Below are 22,203 nucleotides of genomic sequence, written 5' to 3'. Positions count from 1 at the left end.
GGTGCGCCCGCTCTACCTTGCGGGCGGGCTGGTCGCGGTCGGCCTCGCCATTGTCGGCGCGGTGCTGCCGCTGATGCCGACGGTGCCGTTCCTGCTGCTGGCCGCCTACTGCTTCGCGCGCAGCAACCCGGAATGGGAGCGCCGCCTGCTCGACCACCCGCATTGGGGCCCGTACATCATCGACTGGCGAGAACGCGGCGCGATCAGCCGCAAGGCGAAGACGCTTGCCATCGTCGGCATGGCGGCGGGCGCGGTGTTCACTTACCTGACGCTGGGCGAGCCATGGTATTTCTTCTCGATCGCGATCCTGGTCGTGGTCGGCGCGTGGATCGCCACCCGGCCGGAATGAAGAGCCCCGCATGAGACGCACCGGGCCGGAGATTTGACTGGCACGAACGCCGGACGTGCGGCACATTCTTGCTCGCCCCTGCCGGATCGGGGTGTGATTCGGACGGAGGGTCCTATCCGATACTTGGCGGATCGTCGGCGAGCGGCACGGGCCGCGCGCGTCGCGGCGCTACTGTTCGCCTCGTCGCTGCCTACGCTTGCAGTGGCACAGGTGGAGCAGGAGCCGGAACCGGCGGCGAACACGCAGGCCCCCGATGACGCCTCCACTATCGTCGTGATTGGGCAGCGCGGTTCCGCCATCACCGACATCGCGCCGATCGCGGAGCTCGATCAGGATGCGCTCGCCGCGATCGGAGCGACCAGCATCGACGACATCCGCCAGGCGATCCAGGGACAGACGCAGTCGGCCAGCGGGGGCGAGCCCATCTTCCTCCTCAATTCCCAGCGCGTCTCGGGCTATCAGGAAATCGGCTCGCTGCCGCCCGAAGCGATCGCGAAGGTCGAGGTACTGCCGGAGGAGGCAGCGCTGCGGTTTGGCTATCCCCCGACGCGGCGGGTGGTGAATTTCATCACCAAACGGCCCTTCTCGCAGGTCGAGGCTCGGGTCGCGGTCGCATCTACCGTTCCCTTCGGCAGCGCGACCGAGAGCGCGCGCGCCGGTTATACGCGGCTGAGCGGCGAAGCCCGGCTGACCGCCAATCTCGAATATGCGCATACCGATGCGCTCGACTGGTCGGAGCGGAACCTGGCGCTCGATCCCGACATTCCCTTCGATGCGCTGGGCAACATTACCGGGATCGGCGGCGGCCAGATCGACCCGGCCCTGTCCGCTCTCGCGGGACGGATCGTGACCATCGCCCCGGTGCCCGCTGCGGCAGGCGACCGCTCGCAGCTGGCCGCCTATGCTTCGGCGGCGGGCGATCCGCGGCTGTTCCAGCCCGGCACGCTCCAGACGCTGGCGCCGGGAAAGGATACGATCACGGGAGAGGCGGTGCTGGCCGACCGGGTCGGGGAAACGCTGGCGGGATCGCTCACCCTGTCGGTCGCGCACAGCCGCACGCGCGCGCTGAACGGTCCCGCCAGCGCGCGGCTGATCGTACCGGGCGACAATGCGTTCTCACCCTTCAACGATACCGTGGTGCTCAACCGCTACCTGACCGAGGTCGGCACGCTGCGCGATCGGCAGAAGACCACCACGGTTACAGCGGGCAGCACCCTGCGCGGCGCGATCGCGGGGTGGCAGTGGGATGCCACCGCCTCGCTCAACCAGACTGTCACCGACGGCACGAGCGAGCGCGGCATCGACCTGTCCGCGGCCAACGCGGCGATCGCGGCGGGGGCCGACCCCTTCGCACCACTCGACCCGGGATTGCTCGCAGCGCGGCAGACCGACCTGACGCATCAGCGCACGCGCACGGTGGAGACGAAGCTGGTCGTCACCGGCAGCCCGCTGGAACTGCCCGCCGGAAGTGCCACCGCCACCGCCACCGTGGAGGCCGCGCGCCTCAGTTCGCTATCATCGCTGCGCGGCGAAAGCCCCTTCGACCTGTCACTGGGCCGCTCCCGGTTCGAGGGCGGGCTGGCGCTCGACCTGCCGATCGCGAAGCGCGAGATGGACGTGCTGCCGGTGATCGGCGACCTGTCCCTCAATGCCTCGGCGAACCTGCGCCATGTCGGCGGCTTCGGCAGCTTGCGCGATCGCACGCTCGGACTGGTCTGGTCGCCGATCAAGGGCCTGCAGGTCAATGCATCCGCCCGCCGGAACGAGGCCGCGCCGGACCTCGCGCAGCAATCGACCCCGCCGCGCCGGATCGAGGACGTGCCGGTATTCGACTTCGCCTCCGGCCGGACGGAGATCGTCACGCTGTTCACCGGCGGCAATCCCGAACTGCTGGCGCAGCGCCAGTCCGTCAAAACGCTCTCGCTCAATATCCAGCCGATGGAAAAGAGCCAGTTGCGGTTCAACCTGTCCTATACCGATAGCCATATCCGCAACCAGACCGGCACCATTATCTCCAACTCGCCGGAGACCGAGGCGCTGGTGCCCGACCTTTTCACCCGCGACGCGAACGGAACGCTGACGGCGGTCACCTATCGCCCGATCAATTTCTATTCGGAGCGGCTGGAGACCGTGCAGGTTTCCATTACGGCAAACGGGCGGCTGGGCGAGCCACCGCCCCCGCCGGCGGAAGGCGTGCCGCCCGTCGCGGATACGCGCCCGACCTATTACGCCGGACTCGTCCCCACCTTCGTCCTGCGGGACGATCTGCAATTGCGCCCGGGAACCCGCGCGCTCGACCTGGTCGGCGGCGACAGCGTCGGCGGCTACAAACCGCAATTCTCCGGCTATGGCTATCTCGGCCTCAACAAGACGGGGTACGGCGGCACTTTCAGCTTCTACTATGCCAATGCCCGCCGGATCCGCAGCGATATTCCCTCGTCCGACCTGCGCTTCAAGCGCCTGCTCCAGCTGAATCTCACCGCCTATGTTCCCGTCAGCGATCTGGTGCGCGAGGCGGGCTGGGCGAAGAACCTGCAACTGCGGCTGGACGCGCAGAATTTCACCGATGCGCGCCAGCGCGTCGGTGACGGCAACGGCACCGTCCCGTTCCGCTATCAGGCCAACCTGATCGACCCCATCGGTCGCACGGTCACGCTGTCGCTGCGCAAGCGATTCTAGCGCGTCAGGCCCCCGCGCTGTCGCGAACGACGGCGATCCCCGCTTCGCGCTGGCGCTTCAGCTCCGCCTTCAGTTTGGCCGGTTCGCAGGCGAAGACGAAGCCGAAGCTGACCCCGCCTTCCTTGCCGATGGTCGCATGGTGCAGCTTGTGCGCCTGGACCAGCCGCTTGGCATAACCGCTCTTGGGCACCCATTTGAAATAGCGCTGGTGGACCAGGCCGTCATGGACCAGCGTATAGATGATCCCATATCCCAGCACGCCGACGCCGATCCAGGTCGCGGGCCACCAGGCGGCATCGCCCATGACCAGCGGGCTGCCGAGCGCGAACATGGATATGCTCAACGCCGCGCCGACGACGGCATAGAGATCGTTCTTCTCCATGAGTTTGTCGTGCGGCTCGTGATGGTCGCGGTGCCACCCCCAGCCGAAGCCGTGCATGATGTATTTGTGGCTGCCCCACGCGACGCCCTCCATCGCGAGGATGGTGGCGAGGACGATCAGGACAGGCAGGGCGACGCTCATTGCGTCATCCGATATAGGTCAGTCGCGCGGGAAAAAGAACCGGGCGATTTCCTCCCCGATCCGCGCCGGGCGGTGGGTTTCGGCGTCGACGCAGCACCAGCTCGACTTCACCTCGGCCAGCACTTCGCCCCCGCGCTCGATCACGGTGTGGTAGAAGGCGCGCGCGCCCTTCGTGCTTTCGAGCACGGTGCTGGCGATCACGTCGTCTTCCAGGAAAGCTGGCTTGCGATAGGTGATTTCGTGCTTGAGCGCGACCCATAGCCGACTCGCCACCGCTTCCGCCGGGGCCAGTTTCTGCCAGTGCGCCAGCACGGCGTCCTGCACCCAGCCGAGATAGCGGGCATTGTTCACGTGCCCCATGAAATCGATATCGTCGGGCCGGATCGTTATCGGGTGCGCGAAGGGAATTGCTGACATGGGTGTAAGTTAGCACGGCGAAGGTTTCTTTTCCATGACCCGCATATTGCTTTTTTGCGCGGTGTCCGCCCCGATTGCACAACAGCCCCATGCCGACAAACCCCCGCACCCTGTACGAGAAAATCTGGGACGATCACGTCGTCGAAACGCGGCCGGACGGGACCGCGCTGGTCTATATCGACCGGCATCTGGTGCACGAGGTGACGAGCCCGCAGGCGTTCGAGGCGCTGCGTGCGAACGGGCGGCCGGTGCGACGGCCCGACCTGACGCTGGCGGTGCCCGATCACAACCTGCCGACCACGCCGCGCCTCGCCGCGGACGGCAGCCGGTTGCCGATCGCCGATCCGCAGAGCGCGAACCAGCTCGCCGCGCTCGAACGCAACACCGCCGAGTTCGGGGTCGACTATATCGACGCGGTCGCGCCCGCGCAGGGCATCGTCCATGTCGTGGGCCCGGAACAGGGCTTCTCCCTGCCCGGCACCACAATCGTGTGCGGCGACAGCCACACCGCCGCGCATGGCGGCATCGGCGCGCTGGCCTTCGGCATCGGAACCAGCGAGGTCGAGCATGTCCTCGCGACCCAGACCCTGCTGCTGAAACGCTCGAAGACGATGGAGGTGCGGGTCGAGGGATCGCTCGGGCCCGGGGTGACGGCAAAGGATCTGATCCTCCATATCATCGGTGTCGTCGGCACCGCGGGCGGCACGGGCCATGTGATCGAATATCGCGGGACGGTGTTCGAGGAGATGAGCATCGAAGGGCGGCTGACGGTGTGCAATATGAGCATCGAGGCGGGCGCGCGCGCCGGCCTGGTCGCGCCGGACGAAACCACTTTCGCCTATCTGCAGGATCGCCCGATGGCACCGCGCGGGGCGGATTGGGACGCGGCGATCGCATACTGGCGCACGCTGCATACCGACGATGGCGCGCGCTTCGACCGCACCGTCGTGATTGATGCGGCGGACGTGCAGCCGACCGTCACCTGGGGCACCAGCCCGGAAGATACCGTGGCGATCGACGGCACCGTGCCCGATCCCGCCAGCTTTGCCGATCCGGCCAAGCAGGAGGCGGCGCGCAAAAGCCTTTCCTACATGGGTCTCCAACCGGGCGAGCGGATCGCGGATATCGCGATCGAGAACGTCTTCATCGGCAGCTGTACCAACAGCCGGATAGAGGATCTGCGCGCCGCCGCCGAGGTGCTGCGCGGGCGGCGGATCGCGCGCAACGTCAAATGGGCGATCGCGGTGCCCGGCTCCGGCCTGGTCAAGCGGCAGGCGGAAGCCGAGGGGCTCGACCGCATCTTTACCGACGCCGGCTTCGAATGGCGCGAGCCGGGCTGTTCGGCCTGCCTCGCGATGAACCCCGACAAGGTTCCGCCGGGCGAACGCTGCGCCTCCACCAGCAATCGCAATTTCGTGGGCCGACAGGGCCCCGGCGCCCGCACCCATCTGATGAGCCCCGCGACCGCGGCGGCGTCCGCCGTGGCGGGAAAGCTGGCCGACGCGCGAGGCATGATTCTCTCGGAACACTCCGCGCCGCAGGACGCTGGTGCGGCATAACCCATGGGGAAGAGGAAAATTTCGATATGAGCATCAATTCGAGCAAGGGCGGCAAGGCCGCCATCGCCGCAGGGGCCGCGATCGGTTCTGCCGCCATCGCCGGCGCGCTGCTGTTCGCCACCAGCCGCAAGCGGAAGAGCCCGACCCAGCCCGGCCCCATCCCCTCTGGCGAGAAGCCGGAGACCGATTGATGCAGGCCGTCGACACCGTCGAAGGGCGCGCAATCCCCTTTGGCGCGAAGAATGTCGACACCGACGTCATCATCCCGGCCCACTGGCTGAAGACGGTCACGCGCGACGGGCTGGGCGAGGGGGCGTTCGAAACCGTGCGCGCCGAGCCCGGCAACGTCTTCGACCGACCCGAATTCGCCGGCGCCCCGATCCTGATCGCAGGCGACAATTTCGGCTGCGGATCGAGCCGGGAGCACGCTGCGTGGGCGCTGCTAGACCGCGGCATCCGGGTCGTGATCGCGCCCAGCTTCTCCGACATATTCAGCGGCAATGCGTTCAAGAACGGCATTCTCGCGGTCGAATTGCCGCAGGAACAGGTCGACCGGTTGCTGGAGGTCGCCGAGAGCGATCCCGTCACCGTGGACCTGGAAAACCAGACCGTCACCACCCCGTTTCAGGACCGCTTCACTTTCGAAATCGACCCGTTCCGCAAGGAATGCCTGCTGGAGGGGCTGGACGAGATCGGGCTGACGCTGGCACGGGATGAAGCGATCGGCCGGTTCGAGGACAGGCTGCGGGCAGATCGCCCGTGGCTCGCCCCGGCGGCCTGAACCGGACATACACAACCAGGGAGAGATCAATGAAAGCCGTTCTGACCAAGGATGTCGGCGGACCCGAAACACTGGTGGTGGAGGATATCGACGCTCCCTCCCCCGGCAGCGGCCAGGTGGTGGTCGATGTCGCGGCCTGCGCAATCAATTTTCCCGATACGCTGATGATCCGCGATCTCTACCAGTTCAAGCCCGAGCGCCCCTATTCGCCCGGCGGAGAGATCGCTGGCACGATCAGCGCGGTGGGCGAAGGCGTCGACGGCTGGCAGGTCGGTGACCGCGTGCTTGCCGGGATCGGCAGCGGCGGCCTGCGCGAGCGGGTGGCGGTCGATGCGGGCAAGCTGTTCCATGTACCCGAGGGCATCGAACTGGTCGATGCGAGCGCGCTGCTGATGACCTACGGCACCATGATCCACGCGCTGAAGGATCGCGGCGACATCTCGCAAGGGGATACCGTGCTGGTGCTGGGCGCGGCGGGCGGCGTCGGCCTCGCCTCGGTCGAGCTGGCCAAGGCCTATGGAGCGCGCGTGGTCGCCGCCGTCTCCAGCGAGGAGAAGGCGCAGGCCGCGAAGGATGCGGGGGCCGACGAAACGGTGGTCTATCCGCGCCAGCCCTTCGACAAGGATGCCTCCAAGCAGCTGGCGAGCGATTTCAAGGCGGCGGTCGGTCAGAACGGTGCGGACATCGTGGTCGATATCGTCGGCGGCGACTATTCCGAACCGGCGCTGCGGTCGATCGCGTGGGAAGGCCGCTTCCTGGTGATCGGCTTCCCGGCGGGCATCGCCAAGATGCCGCTCAACCTCACCCTGCTCAAGAGCTGCGACATTCGCGGTGTCTTCTGGGGTGCCTTCGCCGCGCGCGAGCCAAAGCGAAATGCCGACAACATCGCCGAGCTGTTCGATCTGTGGAAGGCGGGCAAGATCAAGCCGCAGGTGAGCGAGACCTACAGCCTCGACAACGCACACGAAGCGATCGCCAAGCTGGAGGCGCGCAAGGCGGTCGGCAAGCTGGTCGTGAAGATGTAGCCGCTGGCGCCCGCCGCGCTTGCCCGGTGCCGGGCACGCGGCTATCGGCGGGCGCAAGCCATCTTTCGGGGAGTTACCGATGACCGATTTCAAGGATCGCGAGCGCGGCGAGGAAGCCAAATACGCGTTCGATGAGGATACCGCGTTCCGTGTCGCGGCGCGCCGCAACCGCCTGCTGGGCGAATGGGCGGCGGGTCAGATGAACCTGACGCCGGAGGAAACCGACGCTTACAAGAAAGCGGTCGTGCAGGCCGATTTCGAGGAAGCGGGCGACGAGGACGTGATCCGCAAGGTGCTGGGCGACCTCACTGCGGCGGGCAAGGACGTGGCCGAAGCCGACATCCGCCTGAAGCTGGAAGAATGCGCGGTCGAGGCGCGGCGCCAGTTCATGACCGGCGAATAGGCGGCTGCGATGGCGATGAGCGCAAGCGAGATCGAGCGCATGATCGTGGCCGGCGTGCCCGATGCCGAGGTCGAGATCCGCGATCTTGCGGGCGATGGCGACCACTACGCCGCGCATGTCGTCTCCCCCGCCTTTGTCGGCAAAAGCCGGGTGCAGCAGCACAAGATGGTGTACGAGGCGCTGGGCGGTAACATGGGTGGCGCGCTGCACGCCTTGCAACTGACGACCCAAGTGCCCAACTGATTCCCCACTCAGGAATTCAGCAACGGGACGCTCTGGCTATGGCCGATACAAACACGCGCATTTCAGGCATCGTCGGCGAGGCCGACGTCGTGCTTTTCATGAAGGGCACACCGCTCTTCCCGCAATGCGGCTTCTCCAGCCGCGCGGTCGCGATCCTCGAACATTGCGGCGTCGCTTTCGACAGCGTCGATGTACTGCAGGACCAAGAGATCCGGCAGGGGATCAAGGCCTATTCCGACTGGCCGACCATCCCCCAGCTCTATGTGAAGGGCGAATTCGTCGGCGGCAGCGACATCATGATGGAGATGTACGAGGCGGGCGAACTGCAGCAGCTGATGGACCAGAAGGCGGTCGCGAAGGCGAACTGACGCCGCGGGCGCGGGCCGCGCGGTTGCGCGTGGCCTCGCTCGAGAAGCTGCGCGGCGCTCGGTCCGCCTCTCCGGTCGCGAACACCACCGTGTCGCCCGGGGCCACGTCGTTCGCGGCGTACACATCCCAGACCGGGTGGATCATGTCGGGCGGGCCGAACACCCGCACCGCATTCCAATAGCGATCGTCGCGAAAGCCGACGAAATGGACGAGGCGGATAGGCTCGGGCATGGCCGCCTCTGCCTTCGCGCGAAAGCCCGCGCCCTGCAAGTCGGCACTGGCAATCGCCGTCGCGCATCGGCATAGGCTGCCGCCCATGCACGACATCCGCCTGATCCGCGACGATCCGCAAAGCTTCGACGCCGCTCTCGCCCGCCGCGGGCTGGAGCCGGCCGCCGCCGACATCCTCGCGCTCGACACGCAGCGGCGCGAAGTGACGACCAAATTGCAGGAAGGCCAGAGCCGCCGCAACGAGGCCTCGAAGGCGATCGGCCAAGCGATGGGCAAAGGCGATACCGGCACTGCCGAGGCGCTGAAGAAAGAAGTCGCCGAGCTCAAGCAGTCGCTCCCGGCGCTGGAGGAGACCGAACGTCGCGTGGGCGCGCAGCTCGAGGCCCTGCTGGCCGCCTACCCCAACCGCCCCGCCGACGACGTGCCCGAGGGTGCGGACGAGAGCGAGAATGTCGAGCAGGATCGCTGGGGCACGCCGCGCAGCTTCGACTTCGCGCCGCAGGAGCACGCCGATCTCGGCCCCGCGCTGGGCATGGATTTCGAAACCGGCGCCAAGATTTCGGGCGCGCGCTTCACCTTCCTGCGCGGCGATATGGCGCGGCTGCATCGTGCGCTGGGCCAGTTCATGCTCGACCGCCAGACGCGCGAGAACGGCTACGCCGAATGCGCGCCACCGCTGCTGGTGCGCGACGAGGCGGTGTTCGGCACCGGACAGCTGCCGAAATTTGCCGAAGACCTCTTCCGCACAACCGACGATCGCTGGCTGATCCCCACCGCCGAGGTCAGCCTCACCAACGCGGTCCGCGAGACGATTCTCGATGACCTCACTATCCCGCTACGGATGTCCGCGCTCACGCCCTGTTTCCGCTCCGAAGCGGGCGCGGCGGGGCGCGATACGCGCGGCTTCATCCGGCAGCATCAGTTCGAGAAGGTCGAGCTGGTCAGCGTATGCCGCCCCGAAGACAGCGCGGCGGAGCACGAGCACATGGTGCGCAGCGCCAAGGGCGTGCTGGAAGCGCTGGAGCTGCCCTATCGCACCATGTTGCTGTGCACCGGCGACATGGGCTTCGGCGCGCGGCGGACCTACGATCTGGAGGTGTGGCTGCCGGGGCAGGACGCTTATCGCGAAATCAGCTCGATCAGCTGGTGCGGCGATTTCCAGGCGCGGCGGATGAACGCGCGCTACCGGCCCGAGGACGGCGCGAAGAAAACAGAGTTCGCCCACACCCTCAACGGCTCCGGCCTCGCGGTCGGGCGGACCCTGGTCGCGGTGCTGGAGAACTACCAGCAAGCCGACGGATCGGTGCGCGTGCCCGATGCGCTGAAGCCCTATATGGGCGGCATCGAAGTCCTTGCCCCCTAACCCCCGTTCGCCCTGAGCTTGTCGAAGGGCCGCACTTACTTTTAGCGATGCTCGCGGAAGAAAGAGCAGTCCTTCGACAAGCTCAGGCCGAGCGGATAGAGATACCGAAATGAAAATCCTTCTCACCAATGACGACGGCGTGCACGCCCCCGGCCTCGAAGTGCTGGAAGCGATCGCGCGCGAGTTCACCGACGACATCTGGATCTGCGCGCCGGACGAGGAGCAGTCGGGCATGGGCCACGCGCTCACGCTGACCCGTCCCGTGCGGCTGCGGAAGCACGGCGAGCGGCGCTTCTCCGTCACCGGCACGCCGACCGACAGCGTCACCATGGGGCTGCGCAACGTCATGGACGGCGCGCCCGACGCGATCCTGTCGGGTGTCAATCGCGGTGCCAACCTCGCCGACGACATCACTTATTCGGGCACCGTTTCGGCGGCGATCGAGGGCGCGCTGGCGGGCATCCGCTCCATCGCGCTGAGCCAGGTGACCAGCCGGGACGGCGAAGCCGGTGCCGATACGTTCGACGCCGCGCGCAAATGGGGCGCGAAGGTCCTCGCCCCGCTGCTCGATGCACCGCTGCCCCGGCGCACCCTGGTCAATGTCAACTTCCCGGCCATCGCGGGCGAAGCGGTGAAGGGCATCCGCGCCGTGCGCCAAGGCTTCCACGACTATTCGCGCGGCACGGTGGTGGAGGGGCGCGATCCGCGCGGCTTCCGCTACTACTGGTTCGGATTGCAGGCGATCGAGCACTCGCTCGACCATGGCACCGACCTGGAGGCTATCGACGAGGGCTATGTTTCGGTGACGCCGTTGCAATTGGACCTCACCCACCACGCCTCGCTCGGCGAACTGGGAGAGCGCTTCGCCTGATGCGCAGGCCGGCGCCCCTCGCGCTGGCCGCTGCCGCGCTCCTGCTGGTCGCGGCGGGCAATCCCGCGACCGAGACCCGGCACACCGTCGAGGAAGGCGAAACGCTGGGCGGCATCGCCAATCGCGCCGGGGTGGAAAAGGCGGCGATCGCGGCGGCGAACGGTCTGGTCGAACCCTACGCTGTGCAGGCGGGCCAGGTTCTGGTGATCCCGCGCCAGCGCAGCCATACCGTCAAGGCGGGCGAGACCGCGCTGGGTATCGCGCTGAAATACGACGTTCCGCTCGACAATCTCGCCATCGCCAATGGGCTGGAGAAGCCATACCCGGTGCAAATCGGTCAAAAACTGATTATCCCGGCGCAGGTGGCGCAAGCCCCCGCTCCCATCCGTGCCACGACGCACACCGAACCCTATTTCCGCTGGCCGCACGATGGGCGGGTCCTGCTGCCGTTCTCACCCACGCACGACGGGATCGATATCGCGGTCGATACAGGCGACATGGTCCGCGCGGCGGCGAGCGGCACCGTTGTGTTCGCCAACACCGAACCCACCCGGTTCGGTCGGCAGGTGCTGATCGACCACGGCAATGGCTGGCAGACCTCCTACGGCCACCTGTCGCGCATCACCGTGAAGAAGGGCGACGTTATCAAGACCGGAGAGCGGATCGGGCTGGCGGGCGCGGCGGGCACCGCCACCCGGCCCGAACTTCATTTCGAAATCCGGCACGATGGCAAGGACATAGACCCCAAGAGCAAATTGCCGCCTCGCGACAAATAGGCTAGCCACCCCTTCTCCATGGCGAAGCAGATCGAAACCGTCGGCCGTCGGACGGCGCGCGGACCCCGCTACAAACCGCTGCGGCGCGCGGTGAAGATCCCCGTCTGGGGCGATCTCGGCATCCGGATCAGCCTGGCGCTCGGCCTCATCATGCTGGTGGTCATGATCCACTGGTGGGACCGTGACGGGCTGGTCGACAATCTCGACGGGGAGGTCAGCTTCCTCGACGTGATCTATTTCACCATGATCTCCATCACCACCACCGGCTTCGGCGATATCGCGCCGATCTCGGATCGGGCCCGGCTGGTAGAGGCGGTGATCGTGACGCCCGTCCGCTTCGCCGTGCTCTTCATTTTCGTCGGCACCGCCTACAACTTCATCATCAAGCGCAGCTGGGAGAAATTCCGCATGGCCCGTATCCAGGAACAATTGTCCGACCACGTGGTGGTCCTCGGCTACGGCATCAGCGGCTCGCAGGCGGTCGAGGAACTGATCGAGCGCGGGATCGAAGCGAGCTGCATCGTGGTGATCGACCCGAGCGAGGAGCGCCTGACCGAGGCAGAGAAGCTGGGCTGCAACGTCATGGCGGCGGATGCCACCCGCGACGACACGCTGGAGGCGGTGCGGATCGCCAACGCGCAGTCGGTGCTCGTTTCCGCCGGGCGGGACGACACCTCCATCCTGATCGTGCTGACCGTGCGCCACCTCGCACCCAATGTGCCGATCAGCGTGGTGGTGCGCGCGGACGACAACGAACTGCTGGCGCGGCAGGCGGGCGCGAACAACGTCATCAACCCGGTGCGCTTCACCGGCCTGCTGCTGGCGGGCAGCGCGAAGGGCGCGCATATCGCCGACTATCTCGCCGACCTCGCCTCCGTCAGCGGCAAGGTCCAGCTGGTGGAGCGCGAAGTGCGGGCGGACGAGATCGGGCGCTCGCTGAAGGAATCGTGCCAGGAAGGGATCGGCCTGCGCGTCTATCGCGACGGTCATGCGCTGGGCTATTGGGAAGACGCCTGCGAGGCGCTGGAGAAAGGCGACATCATCGTCGAGATCATTCCGACGAATGGCGGCGAGTACGTGCAGTTCACGTAGGTCGCCGCGCTTCGCGCTATTTGAGCGCGGGTTAGTTGAACGCCACGAATACCGCGCCCATCGCCGCCATGCCGACGACGAAATGCCCCGCATCGATCAGGAACAGCAGGCCCGGCTTGCGCTGGAACAGGTAGTTGATCCCGATCGCCGGGCTCATCACGAACGCGCCGAAGCCGATCGAGATCATCCAGATCGCCCGGTCGCTCGCTCCCGTCATCGCGAACTGGTGCGCAAGGACCTGCGCGATCAGCATCTCGAACAGGAAGGCGAGCAGGAATATCAGCCACATCGGCTTGCCGCCCCGCAACGCCTCTTCCGACAGGCCGGCCGCCCGCTGCCAGACCTTGCCGAACAGAACCCCGTACCACAGCGCGCCGACCACGAAGAATGCCAGCGCCGCCAGCACGATCGGCACAATCGAAATCTGTCCCATGTCCAAAGCTCCCGCGTAAACCCGCCCCCGCTAGCGCATTGCGCGTCCGGGGTGTAGAGGCGGCGCGCATGAATACCGCCGCCACCACCCAACCCACGGTTCTGGCCGACCAGAAGAAGGTCGGCATGGTCAGCCTCGGCTGCCCGAAGGCGCTCGTCGATTCCGAGCGGATCCTGACCCGGCTACGCGCCGATGGCTATGCCATGAGCCCCGATTACGCCGGGGCCGACGTGGTCCTCGTCAACACCTGCGGCTTCCTCGATTCCGCGAAGGAGGAAAGCCTGGCCGCCATCGGCGAGGCGATTGCGGAGAACGGCCGCGTGATCGTGACCGGTTGCATGGGTGAGGAAGCGGACGCGATCCGCGCCGCCCATCCGCAGGTGCTGGCAGTGACTGGCGCCCACCAGTACGAACAGGTGGTGAAGGCGGTGCACCAATACGCGCCGCCCACGCAGGGGCCGTTCATCGACCTGATCCCTCAGCCCGACATCAAGCTGACCCCGCGTCACTACAGCTACCTGAAGATTTCGGAGGGGTGCAATCACTCGTGCGCCTTCTGCATCATCCCCGATCTGCGCGGGAAGCTCGCCAGCCGCCGCATCGACGCGGTGCTGCGCGAGGCGGAAAAGCTGATCGCGGCGGGGACGAAGGAACTGCTGGTCATCAGCCAGGATACCTCGGCCTATGGGGTCGATACCCGCCACGAAGCGCGCGAGTGGAAGGGCCACGAGGTCCGTGCGCATATGACCGACCTGGCCCGCGAACTCGGGCAGCTGCGCACTTCCGAAGGCACGCCCCCGTGGGTGCGGCTGCACTATGTGTACCCATACCCCCACGTCGATCAGGTCATCCCGCTGATGGCCGAAGGGCTGCTGACGCCCTATCTCGATATCCCGTTCCAGCATGCCGCGCCTTCGGTGCTCAAGCGCATGAAGCGCCCCGCCAACGAGGCGAAGGTGCTGGAGCGGCTGAAGGGCTGGCGCGAAATCTGCCCCGACATCGCGGTCCGGTCGAGCTTCGTCGTGGGCTTCCCCGGCGAGACGGAGGATGATTTCCGCTATCTGCTCGACTGGCTGGAAGAAGCGCAGCTCGACCGCGTCGGCGGCTTCCGCTTCGAGCCGGTCGAAGGCGCGCAGGCCAACGCCCTGCCGGACCAGGTGCCAGAGGATATCAAGGAAGAACGCTACGCGCGCCTGATGGAGTGCACGACGCGGATCTCTGCCGCCAAGCTGCAGGCGAAGGTCGGACGCACGCTGCCCGTCATCATCGACGAGGTGGGCGAACCCGACGAGGACGGCGATATCGGTGCCACCGGGCGCAGCCAGGCCGACGCGCCGGAGATCGACGGGCAGGTCTTCCTGCGCAACGTGCCCGAAACCCTCGCGCCGGGCGACATCGTGCAGGTCGCGGTGGAGGATGCCGACGCGCACGACCTGTTCGGGGCCGTGCGCTGACGCCGCCCCGATGAGGATACAGCACCGGCGGTATCTGCTGTTCCTGCTGGTGATGGCGCTCGCCGTCTGGCCCGCGCTGCTCGTCGCCGGCTGGGCCAGCGCGCTGCTAATCGCGTTCGATGTCGGCGTGGTCGCCTTCGTGCTGTCTTGCATTCCGCTCTGGCGTCATGGTGAGGCCGGGGTCCTTCGCCCTGACGCACAGGCGAACGATGCGGGCGGCGTCCTGCTGCTCCTGATCACCGCGCTGATCAGCGCCAGCGTAACTGCGGCGCTGTCGGTGCTGCTCGCCGGAAAGGACACCTTGTCCGGTCCGGAAATTGCGCTGATGGTGGCGACCCTCCTGGCGAACTGGTGCTTCGCCAATCTTGTTTTCACCTTTCACTACGCGCGCCTGTACTGGAGCGACGATCCGGACGACGGCCGGCCGGGCAAGCGCGGCGGGCTGGATTTTCCGGGCGGCGCTGCGCCGGGCTTTTCGGATTTCGTGAACTTCGCCTTCGTCATCGGGATGACCTGCCAGACGGCGGACATAGAGATCACCGGGCGGCACATCCGCCGGGTGTCGACGTTCCACGCGCTGTTCGCATTCGTGTTCAACCTGGGTATTCTGGCGTTGACGGTGAATACTCTCGCGTCGGTCTAGGGAGGCTCGTAGTGCGCCAGCGGCAAACCATCCTCGGCGTCGAGACGCCCGGCCCCGGGCTGACGGAAATCACGCACGAGATCGCGGATTGGATCGCGGACACCGGCATCTCCGACGGGCTGCTGACCGTGCTATGCCGCCATACGAGCGCGAGCCTGACGATCAACGAGAACGCCGCGCCCGCCGTGCGCCGCGACATCGTGCGCTGGCTCGACCGGATCGCTCCTGAAAGCGCGGCCTACGAGCATGACGACGAGGGGCCGGACGATATGCCCGCCCATCTGAAGGCGGCGCTGACGGGGGTGAACCTGTCCATTCCGGTTCTGGGCGGGAAGCCGCTGCTGGGCACCTGGCAGGGCGTGTTTCTGGTGGAGCACCGCGCACGCCCCCACCGGCGCGAGATCGCGCTGCATCTGCTGGGCGAGTAGCCGGACCGGCTCAGACGACCAGGCGGGGCTTGGCCTCTTCCTTGTCGCCGCGACGATCCGCCATGCGCACGCAATTCTTCCCGTCCGCCTTCGCCTGGTAGAGAGCGGCATCGGCCAGGGCGACCACATCGCCCACCCCGGAAGCCGATTCGGGGACCGTCGCCACGCCCAGCGACGCACTGATCTTCGCGCCGTGAATTTCCGAGAGGGTCTCGATCCGCTCGCGCAGCAGATCACCCTTCACCAGTGCCCCGTCCTGATCGCACCCGGGCAGGATCACCAGCAGTTCCTCGCCGCCATAGCGCGCGACCACGTCCGACGGCCGCAATGCCCCGACCAGTTGCGAAGCGACGTCGCGCAGCACCGTATCGCCCATCGCATGCCCGTGCAGATCGTTGAGCGTCTTAAAGTTGTCGAGATCGAGCATAATCACCGAAGTCGCCTGGCCGGTCCGCTCGCCCAAACAGATATAGCGCTCCAGCACGTCCTCGACATAGCGCCGGTTGTACAGGCCCGTCAGCGGATCGCGCAGCGACTGCGTGCGCAGCTTCTCGCGCAGCGAGATGTTCGACAGGGCGAGCGACATCGAGTCCGCCAGCGCGCGGCACACGCGGCGAACCTCCATCAGCCGGTCGAACGATTCGCTGTCACTGGCGCAGGAGGCCACCAGCAGGCCGTAGATCTGGCCGCGGGCCATCATCGGCACCTCGACCGAGGCGACGCCCGCCGCATGATGCGAACAGACCAGCGTCTGGCAGTGCGGGTCGTTGATATGCGGCTTGCCCCGCTTCAGCCCCCAGCAGTGACCGGGTATCAACGACTCGTTCGGAGCCGGCAGGTCGCCGGTATTCCAATGCGTCACCAGATCCAGGCGGTCGCGCGAATTATTGAAGACATAGAGCGCGCCCGCGAAGCTCGGCAGCAGGCGCGTGGCGGTGGCCTCCAGCACGGAACCGGCATCCTCGTGCCCCTCCGCCGCCTGCAGCATATCGGTCATCGCGAAGAGTTCTTCGTTGTGATGCTTAAGCCGGCTTGCTTCCTCGCGTTCGGCGCGGGTGCGTTCGAGCGCGCCCATCACCGAATGTCGGATGCGGTAGCGCATCACCATCAGGCCGAGCGAGGCCGCGATGGCGACCAGGATCATCGCCCTTGCGCCGGTAGAGGGCAGGAACAGCGCGGCGGTCAGCCCCAGCGTCAGCACGCCATGGAACACTTCGGCCCCGACCTGCTGCCAGGGGCGCGCATTTAACCGTTGCAAATATGATAGTCCTGCCGGATCGCTCATATATGTCCCTCCACCACCACCATCTAGAACGCCACGGATGAGAAAACGTTAAGGGGGGCCACCGTAGCGAACGCCAATTGACGGCACCGCGAAACCAGATCGGCAAGGCGGCGTTGGGAAGGCATGGCCCTTTCCATCGAGATGAACTTCGCCTTCCGCACGGAAGAGGTGATCGACGTGCTGCTTCAATTCGAAGCGGCGATGATCCCGGAGCAGACGCTGCGCGATTATCACACGTTAATTCCGCCGCACGAGCATTTCGCGCGCATTCCGGCCCAGGATGGGATCGGCGACCGGCTGTGGATCCGGGCGCAGGGGCGGGTCGAGGCTGGGTACCGCGCCCGGGTTCAGGTCGATCGCATGCTGAGCGAGCTGTCGCAGCTGGAGCGCATGGACCTGCACGACCTGCCGGGCGAGACGGTGCCCTATCTGTTCGACAGCCGCTATTGTCCGGCGGACCGCTTCCAGACCTTCGTCCATGACGAGTTCGGGACGCTTTCCGGTGGAGGGCAGATCGTCGCGATGCGCGACTGGATCGCGCGCAAGTTCACCTACACCCCGGGTAGCAGCACCGCGACCACCACCGCGCTCGACAGCTTCACCGAACGCCGTGGCATCTGCCGGGACTATGCGCACATGATGGTGACCTTCGCCCGTGCCGCGGGTATCCCCGCACGTTTCGTCAGCTGCTACGCCCCCGACGTCACCCCGCAGGATTTCCATGCGGTGGCGGAGGTTTTCCTTGCCGACGAGACCACGCCGGGCGGCGGTGCCTGGCACCTGGTCGATGCGACCGGAATGGCCGAGCCGGGCGAGATCGTGAAGATCGGGATCGGTCGCGACGCCGCCGATGTCAGCTTCATGACCAGCTTCGGAATGACCGAATTCCTCGAAAAGACGGTCAGCGTCGTTCGTGAATAGGTATGCGGGTGTTTTGACTTTCCGGCGCGCATCGGGTGGTGGTGCGGGCCATCGGATGATAGCTTTGCTGCATCGCACCACGATTGTTCGACGGGGGGATTTAGCGCGCGCATGAGCTTTACCGCAGACCGGCTGATCCTGTTCGGCGCGACGGGCGATCTGGCGCAGCGCATGCTGCTGCCTTCGCTTTGTGCGCTCGACGCCGACGAACTGATCCATCCGGATCTGAAGATCATCGGCACCGCACGGTCCGAAATGGACGATGCGGGCTTTCGCGACTTCGCGCGCAAGGCGCTGGAGAAATACCTGCCCGCCGACCGGCGCGGCGGGATGGCGGATTTCCTCAACCGCCTCAGCTACCAGCCGCTCGATGCGACAACGCTGGAAGGGTACGAGGAACTCGCCGAGAAGGCCGGGCGCACCGGCAACGGCCTGGCGATATTCCTGTCCACCGCGCCCAGCCTGTTCGAACCTACCATCGCCGGGCTGAAGCATGCGGGGCTTACCACCGGCGATGTGCGGATCGGACTGGAAAAGCCGCTCGGCGTGGACCTGGAAAGCAGCCGCGAGATCAACGACGCGGTCGCCAGCGCCTTCAGCGAGGACAGAATCTACCGGATCGACCACTATCTGGGCAAGGAAACGGTCCAGAACCTGCTCGCCCTGCGCTTCGCGAACATCCTGTTCGAGCCGATCTGGAATTCCAATTACATCGACCACGTCCAGATAACCGTCGGGGAGACGGTCGGGCTGGAATCGCGCGTCGCCTATTACGACGACAGCGGCGCGCTGCGCGACATGGTGCAGAACCACATGCTGCAACTGCTCGCGCTCGTGTGCATGGAACCACCGACCAGCTTCGACGCGACCGCCATCCGCGATGAAAAGGTGAAGGTGCTGCGCGCCCTGCGCCGGGTGGCGGAAGGCGAGACCGTCACCGGCCAGTATCGTGCGGGCGCGGTCAGCGGCGAAGCGGTGCCGGGTTACGACGATGAGCTGGGCAAGGACAGCGACACCGAAACCTTCGTCGCGATCAAGGCGCATGTCGACAACTGGCGCTGGAAGGGGGTGCCCTTCTACCTGCGCACCGGCAAGCGATTGCCCAAGCGCATCACGGAAATCGTGGTCCAGTTCCGCCAGATCCCCTATTCGATCTTCGACGGGCGCGGCGCAAAGACGCAGCCCAATCGGCTGGTGATCGGCATTCAGCCGCGGGAGAACGTGCATCTGGCGCTGATGGCGAAGATGCCGGGCCTCGATCGGCAGGGTATCCGCCTGCGTTCCGTGCCGCTCGACATCAGCCTGCCCGATGCCTTCAAGGGGCCGCATCGCCGGATCGCCTACGAACGGCTGCTGCTCGACCTGATCGAGGGCGACCAGACGCTGTTCGTGCGGCGCGACGAGGTGGAGGCGCAATGGGAATGGATCGACGCGATCCGCGCACGCTGGGCCGAGGAAGGCAGCGAGCCGAAGGAATACACCGCAGGCAGCTGGGGTCCGAGCGCCGCGATCGCGCTCGCCGAACGCGACGGAGTAACTTGGCATGAGTAACCGGTCATGAGCAAACTACACGATTCCGTCCATGCCGTGACCCAGCGGATCATCGAGCGCTCCAGGCCAGGGCGCGACCGCTATCTGGAGCTGATGGACCGCGAGCGCGACCGCGCGCCGGACCGTGCGCATGTGTCCTGCTCCAATCTCGCCCACGCCTATGCCGGGGCGCTGGAGGATCAGGAACGGCTGAAGGCGGGCGGCGCGGTCAATCTGGCCATCGTTACCGCCTATAACGACATGCTTTCCGCGCATCAGCCCTATGGCCGATATCCGGAGCGGATGAAGATCTACGCGCGCGAGGTCGGAGCGACGGCGCAGGTCGCGGGCGGAACCCCGGCGATGTGCGACGGTGTGACGCAAGGGCAGGACGGCATGGAGCTGTCGCTGTTCAGCCGCGACACCATCGCGCTCGCCACCGGCGTCGCGATGAGCCACGCGATGTACGACGGGATGTTCCTGCTCGGCATTTGCGACAAGATCGTGCCTGGTCTGCTGATGGGCGCGCTGCGGTTCGGCCATCTGCCAGGCATCTTCGTACCCAGCGGCCCGATGCCCAGCGGCATTCCCAACAAGGAAAAGCAGCGCGTGCGCCAGCTTTATGCCGAGGGCAAGGTGGGCCGCGACGAGCTGCTCGAAAGCGAGAGCCGCAGCTATCATTCGCCCGGCACCTGCACCTTCTACGGCACGGCAAATTCCAACCAGATGATGATGGAGATGATGGGCCTGCACGTGCCGGGTGCAGCCTTCGTCCAGCCGGGCACCAAGCTGCGTCAGGCGCTGGACCGGGCGGCGGTGCATCGCCTGGCCGCGCTGGCGGGCGATACCGAGCGCAGTCTCGCGCGGTGCGTGAACGAGAAAGCGATCGTCAACGCGGCGGTGGGCCTGCTCGCCACGGGCGGATCGACCAACCACGCGATCCACATCCCGGCGATGGCCCGCGCGGCCGGCATTTCGATCGACTGGACCGATCTGGCCGAGCTCAGCCATGTCGTGCCGTTGCTGGCGCGCGTCTATCCCAACGGGTCGGGCGACGTGAACGCGTTCCACGATGCGGGCGGCATGGGCTACGTGATCGGCGAACTGCTCGACGCGGGCCTCGCCCACCGTGACATTGCCACGATCTGGGACGGGGACTTGTCGGCCTACGCGCTCGAACCCGGGCTCGACGGCGACGAGCTGACCCACCGCGAGACCGGCCCGTCGGGCGACGACACCATGCTGCGCCCGGCCAGTAACCCGTTCCAATCCGATGGCGGGATGCGGCTGGTGGAGGGCAATCTGGGCCGCGCCTGTTTCAAAACCAGCGCGGTCGAGAAGGAGCGCTGGACGATCGAGGCCCCGTGCCGCGTGTTCGCCGACCAGCACGAGGTGGCCGAGGCCTTCAAGGCGGGCGAGCTCGACCGCGACGTGATCGTCGTCGTGCGGTTCCAGGGCCCGCGCGCCAACGGCATGCCCGAACTGCACAAGCTGACTCCGCCACTGGGGGTACTGCAGGATCGCGGCTACCGCGTCGCGCTGGTCACCGACGGCCGCATGTCCGGTGCCAGCGGCAAGGTGCCGTGCGCGATCCACGTCACGCCCGAGGCGCTGGAGGCGGACGACGGGAGCTTCGGTCCGCTCGCCTATCTGCGTGACGGCGACATGGTGAAGCTGTGCGCCGACACCGGCACGCTGTCGACCGAGGCCGATCTCACCAGCCGCGATCCTGCCCCCGCTCCCGCACCCGGCTGGGGCGTCGGGCGCGAGCTGTTCGCGATGTTCCGCCAGAACGCCGACGGCGCGGAACAGGGCGCGAGCCCGGTGCTGGCGGCGGCGGGGCTATGAGCATCGAGCTCGTCACCGTTGATATCGGCGGCACCCATGCGCGCTTCGCCCTCGCGAGCGTCGCAGACGACGGCACGATCTCTCTCGGCGAACCGACCACGCTGCACACCGACGATCACGCCAGCTTCCAGACGGCGTGGCAGGATTATCGCGAACGGCAGGGCGGGTCCCTGCCGGGCAACGTCGCCATCGCGATCGCCGGGCCGGTTGGGGGGGAGGTGATCCGCTTCACCAACAACCCCTGGGTCATCCGCCCCGCGCTGATCGCCAGCAAGCTGGGTTGCGACCGCTTCACCATCGTCAACGATTTCGAAGCGGTGGCCTATGCCGTGGCCCGCGCACCGGATGAGCAGTTCGAACACCTCGCCGGCCCCGACCAGCCATTGGCGAGCGAAGGGACGATCAGCGTCCTAGGCCCCGGAACCGGCCTGGGCGTGGCGCATCTCTGGCGCGCGGGCGACGATTACCGCGTCCAGGCAACCGAGGGCGGGCATATCGAATTCGCGCCGCTCGACCCGATCGAGGATGCCCTGCTTGCGCGGCTGCGGCGGCGCCACCGGCGCGTATCGGTAGAGCGGGTGGTATCCGGCCCCGGCATCGTCGACATCTACCAGGCGCTCGCCGCCATGGAGAAGCGCCCCGTTCCCGATCTGGAGGACGTCGCTATCTGGACGGCGGGCCTTGACGGATCGGACCCGCTTGCCGCGGCCGCGGTCGATCGCTTCTGCCTGTCGCTCGGCAGCGTGGCGGGCGACATCGCGCTGGCGCAGGGCGGTTTCGGCGGCGTCGTGATCGCCGGCGGGCTCGGCTATCGCCTGCGCGAGATGCTGCCCGCCTCCGGCTTCGCCCAGCGGTTCATCGCCAAGGGCCGTTTCGAAGGCCTGATGTCGGGCATCCCCGTAAAACTCATCACCCATCCCCAGCCCGGCCTGTTCGGCGCCGCGGCAGCATTCGCGAGGCAGCATCCGTGACCCAGATCG

At 66.7% G+C, this 22,203-nt stretch carries 24 protein-coding genes; 20 read left to right on the top strand and 4 right to left on the bottom strand.

Translation table 11 applies throughout. The annotated features are described in order from the left end of the window. Position 1 precedes the first annotated feature (1 nt). Complete coding sequence (locus tag MKP08_RS05835) at positions 2-349, top strand: YbaN family protein (RefSeq protein WP_215229016.1); 348 nt, start codon at positions 2-4, stop codon at positions 347-349. A 123-nt stretch (positions 350-472) separates the two neighbouring features. Beyond that, positions 473-3,028, top strand: a complete 2,556-nt coding sequence (locus tag MKP08_RS05830; RefSeq protein ID WP_241555285.1) for a TonB-dependent receptor — start codon at positions 473-475, stop codon at positions 3,026-3,028. 4 nt (positions 3,029-3,032) lie between these two features. Here the strand turns inward: MKP08_RS05830 and MKP08_RS05825 are convergent, their stop codons facing one another. Further along, positions 3,033-3,551, bottom strand: coding sequence for a sterol desaturase family protein (locus tag MKP08_RS05825; protein WP_241555284.1), 519 nt, complete (start codon positions 3,549-3,551; stop codon positions 3,033-3,035). Positions 3,552-3,569: 18 nt separating this feature from the next. Further along, complete coding sequence (locus MKP08_RS05820; protein WP_215229019.1) at positions 3,570-3,968, bottom strand: thioesterase family protein; 399 nt, start codon at positions 3,966-3,968, stop codon at positions 3,570-3,572. Between the two features lie 89 nt (positions 3,969-4,057). On the opposite strand from MKP08_RS05820, the gene leuC reads away from it, so the two are divergent. The 11 genes from leuC to MKP08_RS05765 all read left to right on the top strand — a co-directional run bounded on the left by leuC (position 4,058) and on the right by MKP08_RS05765 (position 12,681). Then, positions 4,058-5,527, top strand: coding sequence for a 3-isopropylmalate dehydratase large subunit (gene leuC, locus MKP08_RS05815; protein WP_241555283.1), 1,470 nt, complete (start codon positions 4,058-4,060; stop codon positions 5,525-5,527). 26 nt (positions 5,528-5,553) lie between these two features. Further along, positions 5,554-5,718, top strand: coding sequence for an isopropylmalate isomerase (locus MKP08_RS05810; protein ID WP_241555282.1), 165 nt, complete (start codon positions 5,554-5,556; stop codon positions 5,716-5,718). Next, complete coding sequence (gene leuD, locus MKP08_RS05805; protein WP_241555281.1) at positions 5,718-6,308, top strand: 3-isopropylmalate dehydratase small subunit; 591 nt, start codon at positions 5,718-5,720, stop codon at positions 6,306-6,308. Before MKP08_RS05810 ends, leuD begins: the two co-directional genes overlap by 1 nt. A 29-nt stretch (positions 6,309-6,337) precedes the next feature. After that, positions 6,338-7,333, top strand: coding sequence for an NADPH:quinone oxidoreductase family protein (locus MKP08_RS05800; RefSeq protein WP_241555280.1), 996 nt, complete (start codon positions 6,338-6,340; stop codon positions 7,331-7,333). Positions 7,334-7,412: 79 nt separating this feature from the next. Beyond that, a complete protein-coding gene (locus MKP08_RS05795) occupies positions 7,413-7,736 on the top strand; it encodes a DUF1476 domain-containing protein (RefSeq protein ID WP_215229024.1) in 324 nt (107 codons plus the stop codon). A 9-nt stretch (positions 7,737-7,745) separates the two neighbouring features. Then, positions 7,746-7,979: a BolA family protein gene (locus tag MKP08_RS05790; protein ID WP_215229025.1), complete on the top strand. Its 234-nt coding sequence runs from the start codon at positions 7,746-7,748 to the stop codon at positions 7,977-7,979. A gap of 38 nt (positions 7,980-8,017) precedes the next feature. Beyond that, on the top strand, positions 8,018-8,347 hold the full coding sequence (gene grxD / locus MKP08_RS05785; protein ID WP_215229026.1) for a Grx4 family monothiol glutaredoxin: 330 nt from the start codon (positions 8,018-8,020) through the stop codon (positions 8,345-8,347). A 317-nt stretch (positions 8,348-8,664) separates the two neighbouring features. Next, a complete protein-coding gene (serS, locus tag MKP08_RS05780; protein WP_241555279.1) occupies positions 8,665-9,942 on the top strand; it encodes a serine--tRNA ligase in 1,278 nt (425 codons plus the stop codon). 109 nt (positions 9,943-10,051) lie between these two features. Then, positions 10,052-10,813 (top strand): 5'/3'-nucleotidase SurE, encoded by a 762-nt coding sequence (surE, locus tag MKP08_RS05775; RefSeq protein WP_241555278.1) that lies wholly within the window; start codon positions 10,052-10,054, stop codon positions 10,811-10,813. Continuing rightward, positions 10,813-11,589 (top strand): M23 family metallopeptidase, encoded by a 777-nt coding sequence (locus MKP08_RS05770; protein ID WP_241555277.1) that lies wholly within the window; start codon positions 10,813-10,815, stop codon positions 11,587-11,589. Before surE ends, MKP08_RS05770 begins: the two co-directional genes overlap by 1 nt. 18 nt (positions 11,590-11,607) lie before the next feature. Further along, complete coding sequence (locus tag MKP08_RS05765; RefSeq protein ID WP_241555276.1) at positions 11,608-12,681, top strand: TrkA family potassium uptake protein; 1,074 nt, start codon at positions 11,608-11,610, stop codon at positions 12,679-12,681. 31 nt (positions 12,682-12,712) lie between these two features. On the opposite strand, the gene MKP08_RS05760 is transcribed toward MKP08_RS05765, so the two are convergent. Then, the gene (locus MKP08_RS05760; RefSeq protein ID WP_241555275.1) at positions 12,713-13,114 is read right to left on the bottom strand and encodes a DUF1761 domain-containing protein; all 402 of its coding nucleotides are present in this window, start codon (positions 13,112-13,114) and stop codon (positions 12,713-12,715) included. Between the two features lie 68 nt (positions 13,115-13,182). On the opposite strand from MKP08_RS05760, the gene rimO reads away from it, so the two are divergent. The 3 genes from rimO to MKP08_RS05745 are packed head-to-tail and all read left to right on the top strand — an operon-like array spanning position 13,183 to position 15,639. Beyond that, complete coding sequence (gene rimO, locus MKP08_RS05755) at positions 13,183-14,568, top strand: 30S ribosomal protein S12 methylthiotransferase RimO (RefSeq protein ID WP_241555274.1); 1,386 nt, start codon at positions 13,183-13,185, stop codon at positions 14,566-14,568. After that, entirely contained in the window at positions 14,531-15,211 is a 681-nt protein-coding gene (locus MKP08_RS05750) for a DUF1345 domain-containing protein (protein ID WP_241555273.1), read from the top strand. The genes rimO and MKP08_RS05750 overlap by 38 nt, the downstream gene beginning before the upstream one ends. Before the next feature lie 11 nt (positions 15,212-15,222). Beyond that, positions 15,223-15,639, top strand: coding sequence for a secondary thiamine-phosphate synthase enzyme YjbQ (locus tag MKP08_RS05745; RefSeq protein ID WP_241555272.1), 417 nt, complete (start codon positions 15,223-15,225; stop codon positions 15,637-15,639). A gap of 10 nt (positions 15,640-15,649) precedes the next feature. On the opposite strand, the gene MKP08_RS05740 is transcribed toward MKP08_RS05745, so the two are convergent. Next, entirely contained in the window at positions 15,650-16,924 is a 1,275-nt protein-coding gene (locus MKP08_RS05740) for a diguanylate cyclase (RefSeq protein WP_241555271.1), read from the bottom strand. Between the two features lie 123 nt (positions 16,925-17,047). On the opposite strand from MKP08_RS05740, the gene MKP08_RS05735 reads away from it, so the two are divergent. From MKP08_RS05735 to glk, 4 genes are all read left to right on the top strand, one after another. Continuing rightward, on the top strand, positions 17,048-17,845 hold the full coding sequence (locus MKP08_RS05735) for a transglutaminase family protein (protein WP_215229035.1): 798 nt from the start codon (positions 17,048-17,050) through the stop codon (positions 17,843-17,845). A gap of 111 nt (positions 17,846-17,956) precedes the next feature. Then, positions 17,957-19,396, top strand: a complete 1,440-nt coding sequence (zwf, locus tag MKP08_RS05730; protein ID WP_241555270.1) for a glucose-6-phosphate dehydrogenase — start codon at positions 17,957-17,959, stop codon at positions 19,394-19,396. Between the two features lie 6 nt (positions 19,397-19,402). Next, positions 19,403-21,223 (top strand): phosphogluconate dehydratase, encoded by a 1,821-nt coding sequence (gene edd, locus MKP08_RS05725; RefSeq protein ID WP_241555269.1) that lies wholly within the window; start codon positions 19,403-19,405, stop codon positions 21,221-21,223. Further along, a complete protein-coding gene (gene glk / locus MKP08_RS05720) occupies positions 21,220-22,194 on the top strand; it encodes a glucokinase (RefSeq protein ID WP_241555268.1) in 975 nt (324 codons plus the stop codon). The genes edd and glk overlap by 4 nt, the downstream gene beginning before the upstream one ends. Positions 22,195-22,203 lie beyond the last annotated feature (9 nt).

This window comes from Erythrobacter sp. LQ02-29 (assembly GCF_022576075.2).
In the GTDB taxonomy this organism is placed as follows: Bacteria; Pseudomonadota; Alphaproteobacteria; order Sphingomonadales; family Sphingomonadaceae; genus Alteriqipengyuania.
The sequence above is the reverse complement of the archived record's forward strand: the minus strand, read 5'-3'. Positions and strand labels throughout refer to the sequence as shown.